Origin of the sequence: Escherichia sp. MOD1-EC6162 (assembly GCF_002965125.1) — a bacterium.
GTDB classification, from domain to species: Bacteria; Pseudomonadota; Gammaproteobacteria; order Enterobacterales; family Enterobacteriaceae; genus Escherichia; species Escherichia marmotae.
This window is the reverse complement of sequence record NZ_PTSB01000015.1, coordinates 15,117-30,280: the sequence shown is the minus strand read 5'-3', so window position 1 is coordinate 30,280 and position 15,164 is coordinate 15,117. Positions and strand designations below refer to the sequence as shown.

General features: G+C 45.7%; 23 protein-coding genes, 2 tRNA genes and 1 pseudogene. 21 read left to right on the top strand and 5 right to left on the bottom strand.

From position 1 onward, the window contains the following. Positions 1–8: 8 nt before the first annotated feature. Both A9587_RS13945 and kilR read right to left on the bottom strand, forming a co-directional pair. A complete protein-coding gene (locus A9587_RS13945; RefSeq protein WP_105263584.1) occupies positions 9–179 on the bottom strand; it encodes a YdaE family protein in 171 nt (56 codons plus the stop codon). Beyond that, the gene (kilR, locus tag A9587_RS13940; RefSeq protein ID WP_000560220.1) at positions 179–400 is read right to left on the bottom strand and encodes a killing protein KilR; all 222 of its coding nucleotides are present in this window, start codon (positions 398–400) and stop codon (positions 179–181) included. The genes A9587_RS13945 and kilR overlap by 1 nt, the downstream gene beginning before the upstream one ends. 441 nt (positions 401–841) lie before the next feature. Here kilR and A9587_RS13930 point away from each other — a divergent pair, with 441 nt between their 5' ends. Beyond that, positions 842–1,330 carry a superinfection exclusion B family protein gene (locus tag A9587_RS13930; protein ID WP_050583027.1) on the top strand — a complete coding sequence of 163 codons (489 nt, stop codon included), beginning with the start codon at positions 842–844 and terminating at the stop codon, positions 1,328–1,330. On the opposite strand, the gene A9587_RS13925 is transcribed toward A9587_RS13930, so the two are convergent. From A9587_RS13925 to A9587_RS13910, 3 genes are all read right to left on the bottom strand, one after another. Further along, entirely contained in the window at positions 1,327–1,482 is a 156-nt protein-coding gene (locus tag A9587_RS13925) for a YdaF family protein (protein WP_001169151.1), read from the bottom strand. The genes A9587_RS13930 and A9587_RS13925 overlap by 4 nt on opposite strands. Positions 1,483–1,492: 10 nt before the next feature. Continuing rightward, positions 1,493–1,627, bottom strand: a complete 135-nt coding sequence (locus tag A9587_RS25470) for a phage protein (protein ID WP_000233809.1) — start codon at positions 1,625–1,627, stop codon at positions 1,493–1,495. A 292-nt stretch (positions 1,628–1,919) separates the two neighbouring features. Continuing rightward, a complete protein-coding gene (locus tag A9587_RS13910; protein WP_000233320.1) occupies positions 1,920–2,339 on the bottom strand; it encodes a helix-turn-helix domain-containing protein in 420 nt (139 codons plus the stop codon). 79 nt (positions 2,340–2,418) lie between these two features. Here A9587_RS13910 and A9587_RS13905 point away from each other — a divergent pair, with 79 nt between their 5' ends. The 20 genes and pseudogenes from A9587_RS13905 to A9587_RS13805 all read left to right on the top strand — a co-directional run bounded on the left by A9587_RS13905 (position 2,419) and on the right by A9587_RS13805 (position 15,163). After that, positions 2,419–2,673, top strand: a complete 255-nt coding sequence (locus A9587_RS13905; RefSeq protein WP_001072342.1) for a helix-turn-helix transcriptional regulator — start codon at positions 2,419–2,421, stop codon at positions 2,671–2,673. Further along, positions 2,670–3,092, top strand: coding sequence for a toxin YdaT family protein (locus A9587_RS13900; protein ID WP_000693802.1), 423 nt, complete (start codon positions 2,670–2,672; stop codon positions 3,090–3,092). The genes A9587_RS13905 and A9587_RS13900 overlap by 4 nt, the downstream gene beginning before the upstream one ends. Before the next feature lie 12 nt (positions 3,093–3,104). Next, on the top strand, positions 3,105–3,962 hold the full coding sequence (locus A9587_RS13895) for a YdaU family protein (RefSeq protein WP_000899755.1): 858 nt from the start codon (positions 3,105–3,107) through the stop codon (positions 3,960–3,962). A 6-nt stretch (positions 3,963–3,968) separates the two neighbouring features. After that, complete coding sequence (locus A9587_RS13890; protein ID WP_097516454.1) at positions 3,969–4,715, top strand: ATP-binding protein; 747 nt, start codon at positions 3,969–3,971, stop codon at positions 4,713–4,715. A 22-nt stretch (positions 4,716–4,737) separates the two neighbouring features. Further along, entirely contained in the window at positions 4,738–5,499 is a 762-nt protein-coding gene (locus tag A9587_RS13885) for a DUF1627 domain-containing protein (RefSeq protein ID WP_000450696.1), read from the top strand. A 15-nt stretch (positions 5,500–5,514) separates the two neighbouring features. After that, complete coding sequence (locus tag A9587_RS13880; protein ID WP_001151236.1) at positions 5,515–5,931, top strand: DUF977 family protein; 417 nt, start codon at positions 5,515–5,517, stop codon at positions 5,929–5,931. Positions 5,932–6,115: 184 nt separating this feature from the next. Beyond that, complete coding sequence (locus A9587_RS13875; RefSeq protein ID WP_021554705.1) at positions 6,116–6,781, top strand: epoxyqueuosine reductase QueH; 666 nt, start codon at positions 6,116–6,118, stop codon at positions 6,779–6,781. A gap of 237 nt (positions 6,782–7,018) precedes the next feature. Continuing rightward, the gene (gene hokD / locus A9587_RS13870) at positions 7,019–7,174 is read left to right on the top strand and encodes a type I toxin-antitoxin system toxin HokD (protein ID WP_000813254.1); all 156 of its coding nucleotides are present in this window, start codon (positions 7,019–7,021) and stop codon (positions 7,172–7,174) included. Positions 7,175–7,640: 466 nt separating this feature from the next. Further along, complete coding sequence (locus tag A9587_RS13865) at positions 7,641–8,240, top strand: DUF1367 family protein (protein WP_000940322.1); 600 nt, start codon at positions 7,641–7,643, stop codon at positions 8,238–8,240. Continuing rightward, positions 8,240–8,530: a DUF1364 domain-containing protein gene (locus A9587_RS13860; protein ID WP_105264035.1), complete on the top strand. Its 291-nt coding sequence runs from the start codon at positions 8,240–8,242 to the stop codon at positions 8,528–8,530. Before A9587_RS13865 ends, A9587_RS13860 begins: the two co-directional genes overlap by 1 nt. Further along, positions 8,527–9,069 (top strand): DUF1133 family protein, encoded by a 543-nt coding sequence (locus A9587_RS13855; protein ID WP_000640136.1) that lies wholly within the window; start codon positions 8,527–8,529, stop codon positions 9,067–9,069. Before A9587_RS13860 ends, A9587_RS13855 begins: the two co-directional genes overlap by 4 nt. Positions 9,070–9,422: 353 nt before the next feature. Further along, positions 9,423–9,498: transfer RNA gene (locus A9587_RS13850), tRNA-Thr, on the top strand. 3 nt (positions 9,499–9,501) lie between these two features. Beyond that, positions 9,502–9,576, top strand: a tRNA-Gly gene (locus tag A9587_RS13845). A gap of 777 nt (positions 9,577–10,353) precedes the next feature. Then, positions 10,354–10,569 carry a phage lysis protein EssD gene (gene essD, locus A9587_RS13840; RefSeq protein ID WP_000839599.1) on the top strand — a complete coding sequence of 72 codons (216 nt, stop codon included), beginning with the start codon at positions 10,354–10,356 and terminating at the stop codon, positions 10,567–10,569. Further along, complete coding sequence (gene rrrD / locus A9587_RS13835) at positions 10,569–11,066, top strand: lysozyme RrrD (RefSeq protein ID WP_001135251.1); 498 nt, start codon at positions 10,569–10,571, stop codon at positions 11,064–11,066. The genes essD and rrrD overlap by 1 nt, the downstream gene beginning before the upstream one ends. Further along, positions 11,063–11,527 carry a lysis protein gene (locus tag A9587_RS25670; RefSeq protein WP_409559400.1) on the top strand — a complete coding sequence of 155 codons (465 nt, stop codon included), beginning with the start codon at positions 11,063–11,065 and terminating at the stop codon, positions 11,525–11,527. The genes rrrD and A9587_RS25670 overlap by 4 nt, the downstream gene beginning before the upstream one ends. A gap of 137 nt (positions 11,528–11,664) precedes the next feature. Beyond that, positions 11,665–13,122: a Trk system potassium transporter TrkG gene (gene trkG, locus A9587_RS13825; RefSeq protein ID WP_001097899.1), complete on the top strand. Its 1,458-nt coding sequence runs from the start codon at positions 11,665–11,667 to the stop codon at positions 13,120–13,122. 137 nt (positions 13,123–13,259) lie between these two features. After that, positions 13,260–13,517 (top strand): annotated as a pseudogene (locus A9587_RS25665) (ParB/Srx family N-terminal domain-containing protein); the annotation flags it as partial. 526 nt (positions 13,518–14,043) lie between these two features. Beyond that, on the top strand, positions 14,044–14,976 hold the full coding sequence (locus A9587_RS13810; protein ID WP_001204031.1) for a hypothetical protein: 933 nt from the start codon (positions 14,044–14,046) through the stop codon (positions 14,974–14,976). Beyond that, entirely contained in the window at positions 14,954–15,163 is a 210-nt protein-coding gene (locus A9587_RS13805; protein ID WP_000126788.1) for a hypothetical protein, read from the top strand. Before A9587_RS13810 ends, A9587_RS13805 begins: the two co-directional genes overlap by 23 nt. The last annotated feature ends 1 nt before the right edge of the window (position 15,164 follow it).

Here is a 15,164-nt window from a genome sequence, read left to right as displayed (position 1 = left end):
TCAGTTAATTAAAGTTCGTGTGCCATCTTGTCTTTTTCGGCACAGATTTCACTACAATATTTTTTCATTTCCGTCGTTGGTATAACTCCACGCATGAAATGAAGTGGTCTTTTAATGCTTTTGCTTTCTTCAACCCCTTTATTGCAAAGGTGGTAAGCACATTTTATTTTCTTAGTCATCACCATGATTCCGCCTTTACAGGTAAACCATCACGACCGAGGAAAACTTTAATCATGCAGTCAGTAATGCATGTTTTTGTGGTCAGGTTACGAATATATAGTTTTCGCTTTTTAATATTGTTTGCCGAGGCAATATATGTCCGGCCTTCATGAAGAACATAATCGCCAGGAGTCACACACTGACGTGGTATTTCATCAGTTCCGAAGTGATGTGCAATCATAATTATCTCCATTTTTACAAATGAACTTTGTTGATGCGGTGCCTGGTGCCTCCAGGTGACTGCAACCAGTTAACAATTACAGTCGGCTTTCCCACCCAAACCAATAAGGACTAACATGACTTTTAACTGTGCCACGTGCGCTTAGCCGCATTCACCGCATCACAAAATTCACTTTAAAAAGGGCGGACATCAGCCGAACTTCAAGAAAAAAACTGATGCCGCCAGGACTACACACAGCAATGTCGTTATTTACAACCGGAGGCGCACTCCCACCATTTAAATTTAACAGACAAGACCGACTCTTTATGGATATCGGAAATGCGCCTTCGTGTTGTGCCCGGTTTTATTTCACCACCTCCGGGCTTCGGTGGTCTCGGCTATACCCCTACAGCGAGAGCTTGTGTTAACATTTCAATACCCTTACAGTTGAGAGTTATTGATATGTTGGATGTATTTACTCCATTGTTGAAACTTTTTGCTAACGAGCCACTCGAAAGACTTATGTATACGATTATCATTTTTGGTCTCACTCTCTGGCTGATACCGAAAGAGTTTACTGTCGCATTCAATGCTTATACTGAAATATCTTGGCTCTTTCAGATTATCGTTTTTGCCTTTTCTTTCGTGGTCGCCATTTCCTTCTCAAGATTGCGAGCACATATTCAAAAGCATTATTCATTACTACCAGAGCAACGAGTATTGCTTCGTTTATCTGAGAAAGAAATCGCTGTATTTAAAGATTTCCTTAAAACAGGAAATCTTATTATCACTTCTCCTTGCCGTAACCCGGTTATGAAAAAATTAGAACGGAAGGGCATCATTCAACATCAGAGTGATAGCGCAAACTGTTCTTATTATCTCGTCACCGAAAAATACTCCCATTTTATGAAGTTATTCTGGAACAGCAGGAGTAGACGTTTTAATCGTTAGCTTACTGTGTGCTTCTCCAACCATCGGCGCGCACCAGTTTCGGTTTTAAATGTTTTGCTTTTGGTATACGTCATGGCAGTGAACGTTCCATCCTGGTTGGGGAACACGCCGCACACCAGGGATTCGTTGTTGCCGAGGTCGATTTTTTGCATTTTGCGAATCTCACATCTTGTTGCTACGTATAGCGACTTCTGCCTGCCAGAGATCCCAGTCGTTGCTGCGTAAAGCCTGCACAGCCTGGTTGTAAGTGATACCGCAACAATCCATCAAATACTGAACTACTTCGTAATGCACCATCTTATCTCTCCCCTTAACGCCGGGTGGCGGAACTAACTGCTGCACTGCAAAATTTGAATCCCGCCGTCATGTTCATACGCCTCGGGCTGGCTACTTAACCCCTGACCACTGCCTGGTAACTCGAAGTATTGCCCTGCGTTCTGTGGGGTGGGGTGGGGTGGGTTGGTAGGTATATAATGTACTTTGTGTTCAGTGTTGTAAAGTACTTTAAGTACATTTTATGTGTAAAAAAATGAGATGGGGAAAAGTGAAGCACAAACCCGGAGGGGGACACAACCGGATTTATGCTGGTTTAAGAGGCTTTTTGTTTTTTCTTTCGTGCTAACTCTTCGTAAATTGCATTGTACTTCTGTTTTTTCTCCTCAAGAGTTTTTAAAAGTTCATCTGTCTCACTGTCAGGGAGCTCGTCCAGAAGATCAATGATGATTTTTTGTCTTGGATTTAACTCCTGATAAAAACGTACCTGTCCACTTTCTTCTGTATCCTCTCCCAAAAGATAGGTTGGTGTTGTTCCAATGAGTGTTGCTAATTCCCTTAATTTCTCTCGGCGAGGAATTGTTTCGCCATTAAACCATTTGCTAACCGCTTTTGGTGTTAATTTCATTCGACGGGCAATTTCTGCCTGCCTTCCATGTTGTTCATAACCAGCGTTTTCACAGGCTAGCGCAAGCCTACTGGCGAACTCTTTACGCGCTTTATCTTCATGAACCATAAGTTCAATGATATTCGCTCTTGAATGTACTGTCAGTTCTGTTATAGCATGTACTCAAAGTTCACATTGTGAGGATGATATGAACCAGAAAACACTTGAAGATGTAATCAAAACTGTTCGCGTTTCTGTTGTGGCCGACGTTTGTGGTGTCAGCCAAAGAGCAATCTACAAATGGATGGATAACGGAAAGTTGCCTCGCACAGAATATACCGGCGAAACAAATTACGCTGAAAAAATCGCTCATGCATCAAACGGATTATTTTCTGCCGATGCAATTTTAACTATTGGCAGAAATAAAACTACTACGAAAAAGCTGATGGGAGTTGATTCATGAAAATCAAGCATGAGCACATCGAATCAGTGTTGTTAGCCCTAGCTGCTGAAAAAGGGCAGGCATGGGTAGCCAATGCCATTACTGAAGAATATCTGCGCCAGGGGGGCGGCGAATTGCCCCTGGTACCAGGCAAGGACTGGAATAATCAGCAGAATATCTATCACCGTTGGTTGAAAGGTGAAACGAAAACGCAAAGAGAAAAAATTCAGAAGCTGATCCCAGCAATTCTGGCAATCCTTCCGCGCGAGCTGCGTCACCGACTCTGCATCTTCGATACCCTGGAACGCCGTGCATTACTGGCGGCGCAGGAAGCGTTAAGTACGGCAATTGATGCGCATGATGATGCAGTCCAGGCCGTTTACCGGAAAGCGCATTTCAGCGGCGGCGGGTCTTCCGACGATTCTGTCATTGTTCATTAAGCAAAAGTTTCCATGCTGTTTGTGCTTATTCTAAGCAATCGGGCAGCATCATACGGGGCAATTATGGCCGCATTACCATACATGCAACTGTACATAGCTGATTACCTGGCTGACACCATGCATTTGTCAGCAGAGGAGCATGGTGCGTATTTGTTGCTGATGTTCAATTACTGGCAAACAGGAAAGCCAATACCTAAAAACAGGCTGGCAAAAATTGCCCGTCTGACTAACGAGCGATGGGCTGATGTTGAACCATCCTTGCGGGAGTTTTTTTGCGATAACGGCGAGGAATGGGTGCATCTTCGGATTGAGGAAGATCTGGCATCAGTCAGGGAAAAATTAACCAAAAAATCAGCCGCAGGAAAAGCATCGGTTCAGGCCAGAAGAAGCAGAAAGGAAGCAGATGTTCAAACAAAACAAGAGAGAAATTTAACAGGTGTTCAAACAGATGTTGAAGTGGTGTTTGAACATGATGTCAACACAAAGGCAACTAATAAAGATACAGATAAAGATCTAAAAACAGATCCCCCCCTAAATCCCCCCCGGGGGAATCGAGGTGTCAAAAAGTTTGACCCTCTGGATATTGCTTTGCCGAACTGGATTTCTGTCTCGCTCTGGCGTGAGTGGGTTGAATTTCGCCAGGCATTGCGTAAACCGATTCGAACGGAGCAGGGCGCTAACGGGGCGATACGGGAGCTGGAAAAATTCCGCCAGCAGGGTTTTTCACCTGAGCAGGTGATTCGACACAGCATCGCCAATGAATACCAGGGCTTGTTCGCGCCAAAAGGTGTTCGACCTGAGACGTTACTCCGACAGGTTAACACCGTCTCGTTACCGGATAGTGCGATCCCGCCAGGCTTCAGGGGGTAACTGACCATGAAAAATATTGCGGCAGGAGGCATTCTTGAACGTATCCGCAGACTGGCCCCGCCACATGTAACCGCCCCATTCAAAACGGTAGCGGAGTGGCGCGAGTGGCAACTTTCCGAAGGCCAGAAACGTTGTGAGGAGATCAACCGTCAGAATCGTCAGTTGCGGGTGGAAAAAATTCTGAATCGCTCTGGCATCCAGCCATTGCACCGCAAATGCTCGTTTGCGAATTACCAGGTGCAGAACGACGGTCAGCGATACGCGTTGAACCAGGCGAAATCTATCGCTGATGAACTGATGACCGGGTGTACAAATTTTGCGTTCAGCGGAAAACCTGGTACCGGAAAAAACCATCTGGCGGCGGCTATCGGGAATCGCCTGCTGAAAGATGGCCAGACAGTGATTGTGGTTACCGTGGCTGATGTCATGAGTGCTCTACACGCCAGCTATGACGACGGGCAATCAGGCGAAAAATTTTTGCGGGAACTGTGCCAAGTGGATCTGCTGGTTCTTGATGAAATTGGCATTCAGCGCGAGACAAAAAACGAGCAGGTGGTGCTGCACCAGATTGTTGATCGCCGGACAGCGTCGATGCGCAGCGTGGGGATGCTGACAAACCTGAACTATGAGGCCATGAAAACATTGCTCGGCGAGCGGATTATGGATCGCATGACCATGAACGGCGGGCGATGGGTGAATTTTAACTGGGAGAGCTGGCGTCCGAATGTCGTCCAGCCAAGAATTGCGAAGTGATTTTTACCGGGAGGAAATTTTAATGGAAACCGTTTTTGATGCACTGAAAGCAATGGGAAAAGCCACGTCGGTAGAACTGGCTGCGCGACTTGATATCAGTCGTGAAGAAGTGCTGAACGAGCTGTGGGAACTTAAAAAGGCTGGCTTCGTTGATAAAAGCGTATACACCTGGCGTGTGGCTGATAACAACGTTCAGCAGGAACAGCCAGAGCAGGCAGAACTGCCGGAAGAAACCACCACGGCAACAGTAGCGAAAATCTCAGAGTGCGATTTAACCGCGACGATTGAACAACGTGGCCCACAAACGGCGGATGAACTGGCTACGTTTTTCGGCACCACATCACGCAAAGTGGCTTCAACGCTGGCAATGGCAATCAGCAAAGGCCGTCTGATTCGCGTTAATCAGAACGGTAAATTTCGTTACTGCATGCCGGGCGATGATTTACCAGCAGAGCCGAAAGCTGCATCGGTAACGGAAACTGATGGTAAAGCCTTTCCTCAACCAGCAGGTGTTGCGTTACCGGGACAGGAAGCTGCAACACAGGAAGATATTAAAACAGAAACTGTGGCGGACATTGTGCAGTCGTTGCCATCGTTTACCGAAACGCGAGCGGATGACCTCGTTCTGCCATCGCTGCATATGGCAAACCGCGAACTGCGTCGGGCGAAAAATCATGTCCAGAAGTGGGAGCGTGTCTGCGCCGCGCTGCGGGAGCTGAACAAGCACCGGGATATTGTTCGACAGATTACTGATTCTTCTCGCTGTGTTGCATCGGAAAAGTGATTGCCGGAGGCGCTTATGGCAAAAGTATTTACACAAGAAGAGCGGGAAAAAATCAAGGGACAGGTTGTTGAGCTAGTACGCCGGAGTGGGCGCGAGACGTTACGGCAACTGGAAGCCAAGACAGGTGCGACAAGATATCTGATGAGCGTTCTCGCCAGAGAGCTGGTTGCCAGTGGCGATGTATACAACTCTGGCTACGGGTTATTCCCGTCTGAACAGGCTCGTAAGGACTGGCAAAATGCCCGCAAAAAACTATCTAGGGCAAAGGTGAAGAAACCATCTGTGGTTGATCCGGACCTTATCTGGTCATTACCTGACGGAGAAATACGTCGTTATGACAGGCACCAAAACATAATTTGCTGTGAGTGCCGGAAGAGCGAAGTTATGCAGCGCATACTGGCATTTTATCAGAGAAATTTTCGTTATTTATAGACGTTACTCGATTAAAGAGCATTAGTTCAGATGTGAATTGACATTTTCACGGCACAGGATTGAGCTAGCGTGGTTGTCTGCTTTGTGTCAAAAGCAGATATTACCAGATTTAGACATCTATTCCCGATAGCCCTGCTCTGATGCTACACTCTGTGCTATTTTCATGACCCCAATAAAAATATTTATGACTATTGCTGATTTCAAACGGCCTAAATTGGAGCTCCCAAACGGGGCAAACAAACTACTACTGCACTCTTGCTGTGCTCCATGTTCCGGTGAAGTGATGGAGGCGCTTCAGGCCTCGGGAATCGACTATACCATCTTTTTCTACAACCCGAACATTCATCCTCAGAAAGAGTATTTAATTCGTAAGGATGAGAATATTCGCTTTGCTGAACAACACGGCGTGCCATTTATTGATGCTGATTACGACACAGACAACTGGTTTGAACGTGCCAAAGGAATGGAATGGGAGCCCGAGAGGGGGATCCGTTGTACCATGTGTTTTGACATGCGTTTTGAGCGGACAGCGCTGTACGCTGCTGAAAATGGTTTCAGTGTGATCAGCAGTTCACTGGGCATTTCACGCTGGAAAAATATGCAGCAGGTTAACGACTGTGGGCGGCGAGCCGTCGCGCATTATCCGGGCATGGTGTACTGGGATTATAACTGGCGCAAGCAGGGCGGCTCGTCCCGCATGATTGAAATCAGCAAGCGCGAAAAATTCTATCAGCAGGAATATTGTGGCTGTGTGTATTCTCTGCGCGATACCAATCTACACCGCAAATCTCAGGGACGCCCTCTTATCAAAATTGGTCAACTCCACTACGGTAAAGAAGAGAAGGAGTGATTTTATGGAGCACCTTTCTTATTGATTTCATATTGGCGAGGTAGCGGGAGTTAAGTAAAATTGCTGCGGGTGCTTGAGGCTATCTGCCTCAGGCATGAACACCAAAAGGCAGATAGAGAAAAGCCCCAGTTAACATTACGCGTCCTGCAAGACGCTTAACATTAATCTGAGGCTCAATCTATGCTGAACACATGTAGGTTAGCCTCTTACGTGCCGAAAGGCAAGGAGAAGCAGGCTATGAAGCAGCAAAAGGCGATGTTAATCGCCCTGATCGTCATCTGTTTAACCGTCATAGTGACGGCACTGGTAACGAGGAAAGACCTCTGCGAGGTACGAATCCGAACCGGGCAGACGGAGGTCGCTGTCTTCACAGCTTACGAACCTGAGGAGTAAGAGACCGGGCGAGGGAGAAATCCCTCGCCACCTCTGATGTATTATGCATCCTCAACGCACCCACACTTAACCAGTTTTGGCGAGTTTATTTTATCTGTAAATATTTTTATAAAAATAATGCCCACGCACAGCATAAAACAAAAAGTATTACAGATAAAAAAGGAGCGTAATGTGCAGATTTGTTGTTTTCCATATTTACTCACCTTAATATGATTGATCTTGATAGGATTGTTATTTCAGTGGTTTTCAAATGAGATATTATGGTGATCTGGTAGATTTGCATAACATTAAAATTTAATTTGTTTAACCGCTTTTAATAATAAGCGTTGTTTTTATCCCGGCAATCTGTTGTTTGGTTTTTATTTCATTAAGGTGGGGACTTTACACTGGAGCCAGTTTATTTATACTTCATACGTCAGCCTGAACAACTGGCATCTGCTGCACTGCGCCATCGAGAGATTGAGAAATGGCGCATATACAACTGGTCAAACAAACTTCTTCTGGTTTACTTCTCCCGGCGACGCCGGAGAGTTGCGATTTTCTGCATCAAATCAAAATAGGTGAGTGGATACACGCAGACTTTAAGCGTGTGCGTAACTACGCATTCCACAAGCGTTTTTTCAAACTCCTGCAACTGGGATTCGATTACTGGACTCCGGTCGGTGGGGCGATTACACCTCGCGAACGAGAAATGGTGTTCGGCTTCGTTGATTACCTGTGTGAATCAGTAGGCAGGGAACATACGCCAGCTCTGAGTGATGCCGCGGAACAATATCTGAATACCGTTGCGACACGCAGAACCCGGGATATGGCATTGCTCAAATCATTTGACGCTTTCCGCGAGTGGGTAACCATTCAGGCCGGATTTTACACCGAGCATTTTTATCCTGATGGTAGTCGTGGGCGTCGGGCGAAATCCATCGCGTTTGCGAATATGGACGAAACCGAGTTTCAGCAGGTTTATAAATCTGTACTGAATGTGCTGTGGAACTGGATTCTGTTCCGTAAATTTTCCTCTCCGGAACAAGTCGAAAATGTGGCCGCGCAGCTACTGGAGTTTGCGTAATGGTGGATTTACGTAAAGCGGCGCGGGGCCAGATGTGCCAGGTCAGAATCCCTGGCTACTGCAATCACAATCCCGAAACTTCTGTGCTGGCGCATTACAGGTTGGCAGGGACGTGCGGAACAGCGACAAAACCACACGATATGCAGGCAGCGATTGCCTGTAGCTCATGCCACGATTTAATCGACGGGCGGGTAAAAACCAGCGATTACATCAAAGAAGAATTACGCCTGATGCATGCAGAAGGTGTTTTTCGCACACAAGAAATCTGGAGAAAGGAAGGTTATTTATGATTTACCCAACGAATACAGGAAAAAGCGGAGAACACCTTCGTCTCACCACGCTGGAAAGTGTCTGGATTCAGGGAAAACTGCGTATGTGGGGTCGCTGGTCGTATATTGGTGGCGGTAAGACGGGGAATATGTTCAACCAGTTGTTGGCCTCTAAAAAGCTGACAAAAACGGCAATTAACGAGGCGCTCCGGAGGATGAAAAAAGCAGGTCTGAACAAGTCTGAACTTGAGGCTTTTTTGCGGGATATGATTAACGGTAAGCAAAAGAGCTGGCTGGCGCATTGTACTGATGCAGAGGCGTTATGTATTGATCGGGTCATAAGTGAGGTGCTGGCAGAGCATCCAGGATTGATTAGCGTCCTTCGGCAACGGTATGAGGGGCGGGGGATGACCAAACGCAAAATGGCTGAATTGCTAAATGATGCGCACCCAGAGTGGTGTTTTAGCACATGCGAAAAGCGAATTGCTAATTGGTTGGCCGTTGCTGAGTATGCGCTATACATTCCCATGCGAGAATCATTCGCTCAAAAAACGGCTTGATTTTTTACGCATAAACTGCTTCAATTTTGCTATGCTTCGCAAAGCTGTATCGCGAGGCGAATCAAGCGCAATTAAACTTTAATAGAACCCGCCATCGAGCGGGTTTTGTTGTTTTTGTGGTGTGATATAAGAAACGACATTTAATAATTACCTTCAAAATAAATTTGTTTATACATTGTCATGTATATTTTAAGTGAAGGTGAATTATTCACATAAAATAAAAACATACAAATAAATTTACATAACTTGACGCAAAGTGTTGTTGCGATTGGAATATTAAATCGTATCATCGAAAACGGTTCTGAGGGGGAACTCTTCTTTGCTCGGTGATATCGCTCCCCTGAAGAACCAATGCCGACTTAGCTCAGTAGGTAGAGCAACTGACTTGTAATCAGTAGGTCACCAGTTCGATTCCGGTAGTCGGCACCATATGCGGGTATCGTATAATGGCTATTACCTCAGCCTTCCAAGCTGATGATGCGGGTTCGATTCCCGCTACCCGCTCCAGCATTTGAAACAAGCCTTATTGTATCACGGCACTGGCGTATTTTTTATTACGTGGGAGCAGGTTGTTTTGGAAAAGCATTCTGTTCTCTGGCTATGATTTGAGGCCAGGTGTAGCCTCAGTGCTGATTTTTTTACGACAGCAGAATGGTGCATTATCGGTGGAGATTTTGTATTTCCTGGCAGGGTCGGTGATGCATCATTCTGGTGTTGTAAAAGCACCACAGAGGTGTTCCTCAGTGCGAGGGTGGTTTATATAGTGGTTTAGCGGGGAATCACAATATTTGTTGTAGGGACAGATATTTCGGGAGGCACCCGACACCTCGATTTTTATTACAATTAAAATGATTTATCTTATACATTGACCAACCGCCATATCTGGCGGTTTTTTTTATACCTGCATCAGACAAAAAAAGACACGAGCATCCAGGAATACTCGTGGGACAACGTCCTTTAGATAGCAATTTGCGAGAGGGTGAAAAGTAGCGCGGTCGTCGGATTAAGACCGCGGGACAAAGTCCATGAAGAATAATAAGTATTGGCCCCCTTCTGGGGACATGTTCATACTACTAAGCTTCATAAGTGGTTTAAATCATCAAATTAACCTTAATTTTCGATAAGTCTTATTTCATTTCTTTGCGCCACATCTGGCGCGCATCAAATAACGCCACGCAAAGGGCATCTGCGGATGCCGGTGCTTTTGACGGGGTGTTTTTACGGGCCGCTGGTGGCCATTTTTTGTTTCCGTTACACAGCGCCCGCATCTGCGAGGTGGGGGTTATGAAATCCATGGATAAGTTAACAACGGGTGTCGCCTATGGCACCTCCGCAGGCAGTGCTGGCTACTGGTTTTTACAGTTGCTCGATAGAGTAACTCCGTCACAGTGGGCTGCAATAGGTGTGCTGGGTAGCCTGGTATTTGGCCTGCTGACGTACCTGACAAACCTTTATTTCAAGATTAAAGAAGATAAGCGCAAGGCTGCGAGAGGTGAATAATGCCTCCATCATTACGAAAAGCAGTTGCTGCTGCTATTGGTGGCGGAGCAATTGCTATAGCATCAGTGTTAATCACTGGCCCAAGTGGTGACGATGGCCTGGAAGGTGTCAGCTACATACCATACAAAGATATCGTTGGCGTATGGACTGTATGTCACGGACACACCGGAAAAGACATCATGCTCGGTAAAACGTATACCGAAGCAGAATGCAAAGCCCTCCTGAATAAAGACCTTGCCACGGTCGCCAGACAAATTAACCCGTACATCAAAGTCGATATACCGGAAACAACGCGCGGCGCTCTTTACTCGTTCGTCTACAACGTGGGTGCTGGCAATTTCAGAACATCGACGCTTCTTCGCAAAATAAACCAGGGCGATATCAAAGGCGCATGTGACCAGCTACGTCGCTGGACATACGCTGGCGGTAAGCAATGGAAAGGTCTGATGACTCGTCGTGAGATTGAGCGTGAAGTCTGTTTGTGGGGGCAACAATGAGCAGAGTAACCGCGATTATCTCCGCTCTGGTTATCTGCATCATCGTCTGCCTGTCGTGGGCGGTCAATCATTACCGTGATAACGCCATCGCCTACAAAGAACAGCGAGATAAAAAAGTCAGTGAGCTGAAGCAGGCGACCGCCACCATTACTGACATGCAGCAGCGTCAGCGTGATGTTGCTGCGCTCGATGCAAAATACACGAAGGAGTTAGCTGATGCGAAAGCTGAAAATGATGCTCTGCGTGATGATGTTGCCGCTGGTCGTCGTCGGTTGCACATCAAAGCAGTCTGTCAGTCAGTGCGTGAAGCCACCACCGCCTCCGGCGTGGATAATGCAGCCTCCCCCCGACTGGCAGACACCGCTGAACGGGATTATTTCACCCTCCGGGAACGACTGGTAATGATGCAGGCCCAACTTGAAGGTGCTCAGCAATACATAACCGAACAGTGTTTAAAGTAAAATCTTAACTACAATATGATTCATTTTGATGATTGTTTCATAAGGAACAGTGAAGTAAGATCTAAGAGGAGTTAAATTTTATACAGTATAATCATAATATTGCAGCAAGGTGGTTATAATTGAAAGAATATTTAGATATGAATACATCTCATGTAAGAGTTGTTACTCATATGTGTGGGTTCCTGGTTTGGCTCTATAGTCTTTCAATGTTGCCACCAATGGTTGTAGCATTGTTTTATAAAGAAAAAAGCCTGTTCGTTTTCTTTATAACTTTCGTTATATTTTTTTGCATTGGGGGCGGAGCGTGGTATACAACTAAGAAATCTGGCATTCAATTACGTACCCGTGATGGGTTTATTATAATTGTAATGTTTTGGATTTTGTTTTCTGTTATTAGTGCATTCCCTTTATGGATTGACTCAGAACTTAATTTAACGTTCATTGATGCTCTGTTTGAAGGGGTTTCTGGAATAACAACAACAGGAGCAACTGTAATTGATGATGTTAGTTCATTACCTCGGGCATATTTGTACTATCGGTCACAGTTAAATTTTATAGGTGGTTTAGGAGTTATTGTTCTGGCGGTTGCTGTATTGCCATTATTGGGTATTGGTGGTGCAAAGCTTTATCAGTCAGAAATGCCGGGGCCATTTAAGGATGACAAACTCACTCCCCGCCTGGCCGATACGTCACGGACACTGTGGATAACTTATTCTTTATTAGGTATTGCTTGTATTGTCTGTTATAGACTTGCAGGAATGCCTTTGTTTGATGCTATTTGTCACGGGATTTCCACAGTTTCGCTTGGTGGTTTCTCAACTCATAGCGAGAGTATCGGATATTTTAATAACTATTTGGTTGAGCTGGTGGCTGGTTCTTTTTCCCTGCTATCGGCTTTCAACTTCACCCTTTGGTATATTGTTATTAGCAGGAAAACGTTAAAACCTTTAATCAGAGATATTGAACTTCGTTTCTTTCTGTTAATAGCCTTAGGGGTGATCATTGTTACCTCTTTCCAGGTCTGGCATATAGGTATGTATGACTTGCCTGGAAGTTTTATTCATTCGTTTTTTCTTGCCAGCTCCATGCTCACTGATAATGGTTTAGCTACGCAGGATTATGCAAACTGGCCCACGCACACGATAGTGTTTTTGCTGTTGTCAAGTTTCTTTGGGGGATGTATAGGTTCAACTTGTGGTGGAATTAAATCACTTCGATTTCTTATACTTTTCAAACAAAGCAAACACGAGATAAACCAGCTTTCTCATCCCAGAGCGTTGTTGAGTGTAAATGTAGGAGGGAAGATAGTTACAGATCGTGTAATGAGGTCTGTATGGAGTTTCTTTTTTCTTTATACTCTCTTCACGGTGTTTTTTATACTGGTGTTAAATGGTATGGGATATGATTTTCTTACATCATTTGCAACAGTGGCTGCATGTATTAATAATATGGGATTAGGTTTTGGGGCTACTGCATCGTCATTCGGAGTGCTTAATGACATTGCAAAATATTTAATGTGCATAGCTATGATTCTTGGTCGCCTTGAAATTTATCCTGTTATTATATTGTTTTCAGGTTTTTTTTGGCGCTCCTAATATATGGCTGATTTATAATTGTGAGTTTAATATTATATTGACTCACTCATTGATCCAATACCTAACTTTACCAGCAACACCTCCGCCCCCAGTAGCACTGGCTGCTGGGGTGCGTTTTATTCATAAAGCAAGGCTGTATGAGCGAGAAATTGAAGATCGTCTATCGCCCTTTACAAGAACTGTCTCCGTATGCACACAACGCCAGGACACACAGCCCTGAGCAGGTGGCACAACTGGTAGAAAGCATTAAGCAATTCGGCTGGACTAATCCGGTGCTGATTGATGAAAAGGGCGAAATTATTGCTGGTCACGGTCGCGTTATGGCGGCTGAAGTGCTCAAAATGGATTCCATTCCGGTCATCGTTCTGTCTGGTTTGATGGATGATCAGAAAAAGGCGTACCGCCTGGCAGATAATCGCCTGCCGATGAATGCTGGCTGGGATGAAGATCTGTTACGGATGGAGCTGTCGGACCTAATCAATGCTGATTTTGATGTCTCCCTGACAGGCTTCAGCCCGACAGAAATTGATGAACTGTTGACGGATGTTTTGCCAGGTACAGAAAATGAGGAGGAGCCGTATACGACGAAAATTGATACGCCTGTTTATGAGCCGTCGGGCGGTAAACCGGATATCAGTGAACTGTACGACGATACGAAAACTCAGGAGCTGATCAGCCGGATACGTTCGGCGTCTCTTGAGCCTGATATTGAGAAATTCCTCCTGTGTGCGGCAGAACGTCACACGGTGTTTAATTTCAGCAGAATTGCGGACTATTACGCTCACGCCCCCGCTGAAATTCAGTGTTTTTTCGAGGAGTCGGCGCTGGTGATCATTGATTATCAGCAGGCTATTGAAAATGGATTTGTCCGGATGACGCAGCGCATGGTGGAGATCATGCATGGTGGTGAGGAGGAGGAATATGCGTGATGATTTTTGCGCCTTTATTCTGACTCACGGGCGACCGGACAAAGTTCTGACTTACCGGACGTTGCGTCGTGCTGGCTATACCGGGAAAATTTTTATCGTTGTTGATGATGAAGATAAGACACGGCATCAGTACATGGCTGAATTTGGTGAACAGGTGCTGGTGTTTTCCAAAGCCGATATCGCCAGTCGTTTTGACGAAGCCGATAATTTCGGTGACCGCCGCTCAATTTTTTACGCCCGTAATGCCTGTTTCGACCTGGCAAAACTGGTCGGGTGTAAATACTTCATTCAGCTCGATGATGATTATCACGAGTTCCAGTTTCGGGTGGATCGCAACTATGACCAGGCCTATTTTCCGATAAGGAAACTGGATGCGATCCTTTCTGAAATGCTGGCGTACTACGAATCAATACCTGCTCTTTCCATCGCTATGTCGCAGGGCGGGGATTTTCTTGGTGACAATGGCGGCCATGCTTCGTGGGTGAAACGCAAGGCAATGAACAGCTTTATCTGTTCGGTTGATCGACCGTTCTCATTCATGGGGCGCATTAACGAGGATGTGAATACGTACACGAATCTCGGTCGCTGTGGTGAATTGTTTATGACGATCGGTGCTGTCCAGTTAGGGCAGAAACAGACGCAGAAAAACAGCGGCGGAATGACCGAGCTGTATCTGGATTCCGGAACCTACGTTAAAAGTTTTTACTCCGTCATGTATGCGCCGTCGTGCGTAAAAATCTCACTGATGGGTGCCAGCCATAAACGCATTCACCATCAGGTCACCTGGAACAACGCTGCAGTAAAAATCCTTCACGAAAAATACAGGAAGAAGACACCCTGCATATCAATAGGGGTGACAAATGATTCCGTATTCGAAAGTCGAGTCTCTGGCAGCGTGCCGGATGACTGCACAACAAATCGCTGACGTTCTGGATGTTGATCTGAACCGACTGAAAGAAAATCGGGAAGCAATGACAGATTTTTATGCGGCCATCCGTAAGGGCAGAGCGAAAGGTGAAGCCGAGTTACGAGCGGCATTGTTTAAGCTTGCCAGAAAAGGGGATGCCTTTGCTCTGCGCGAACTACTCAGGGTGGATAAAAATCAGGACTAAC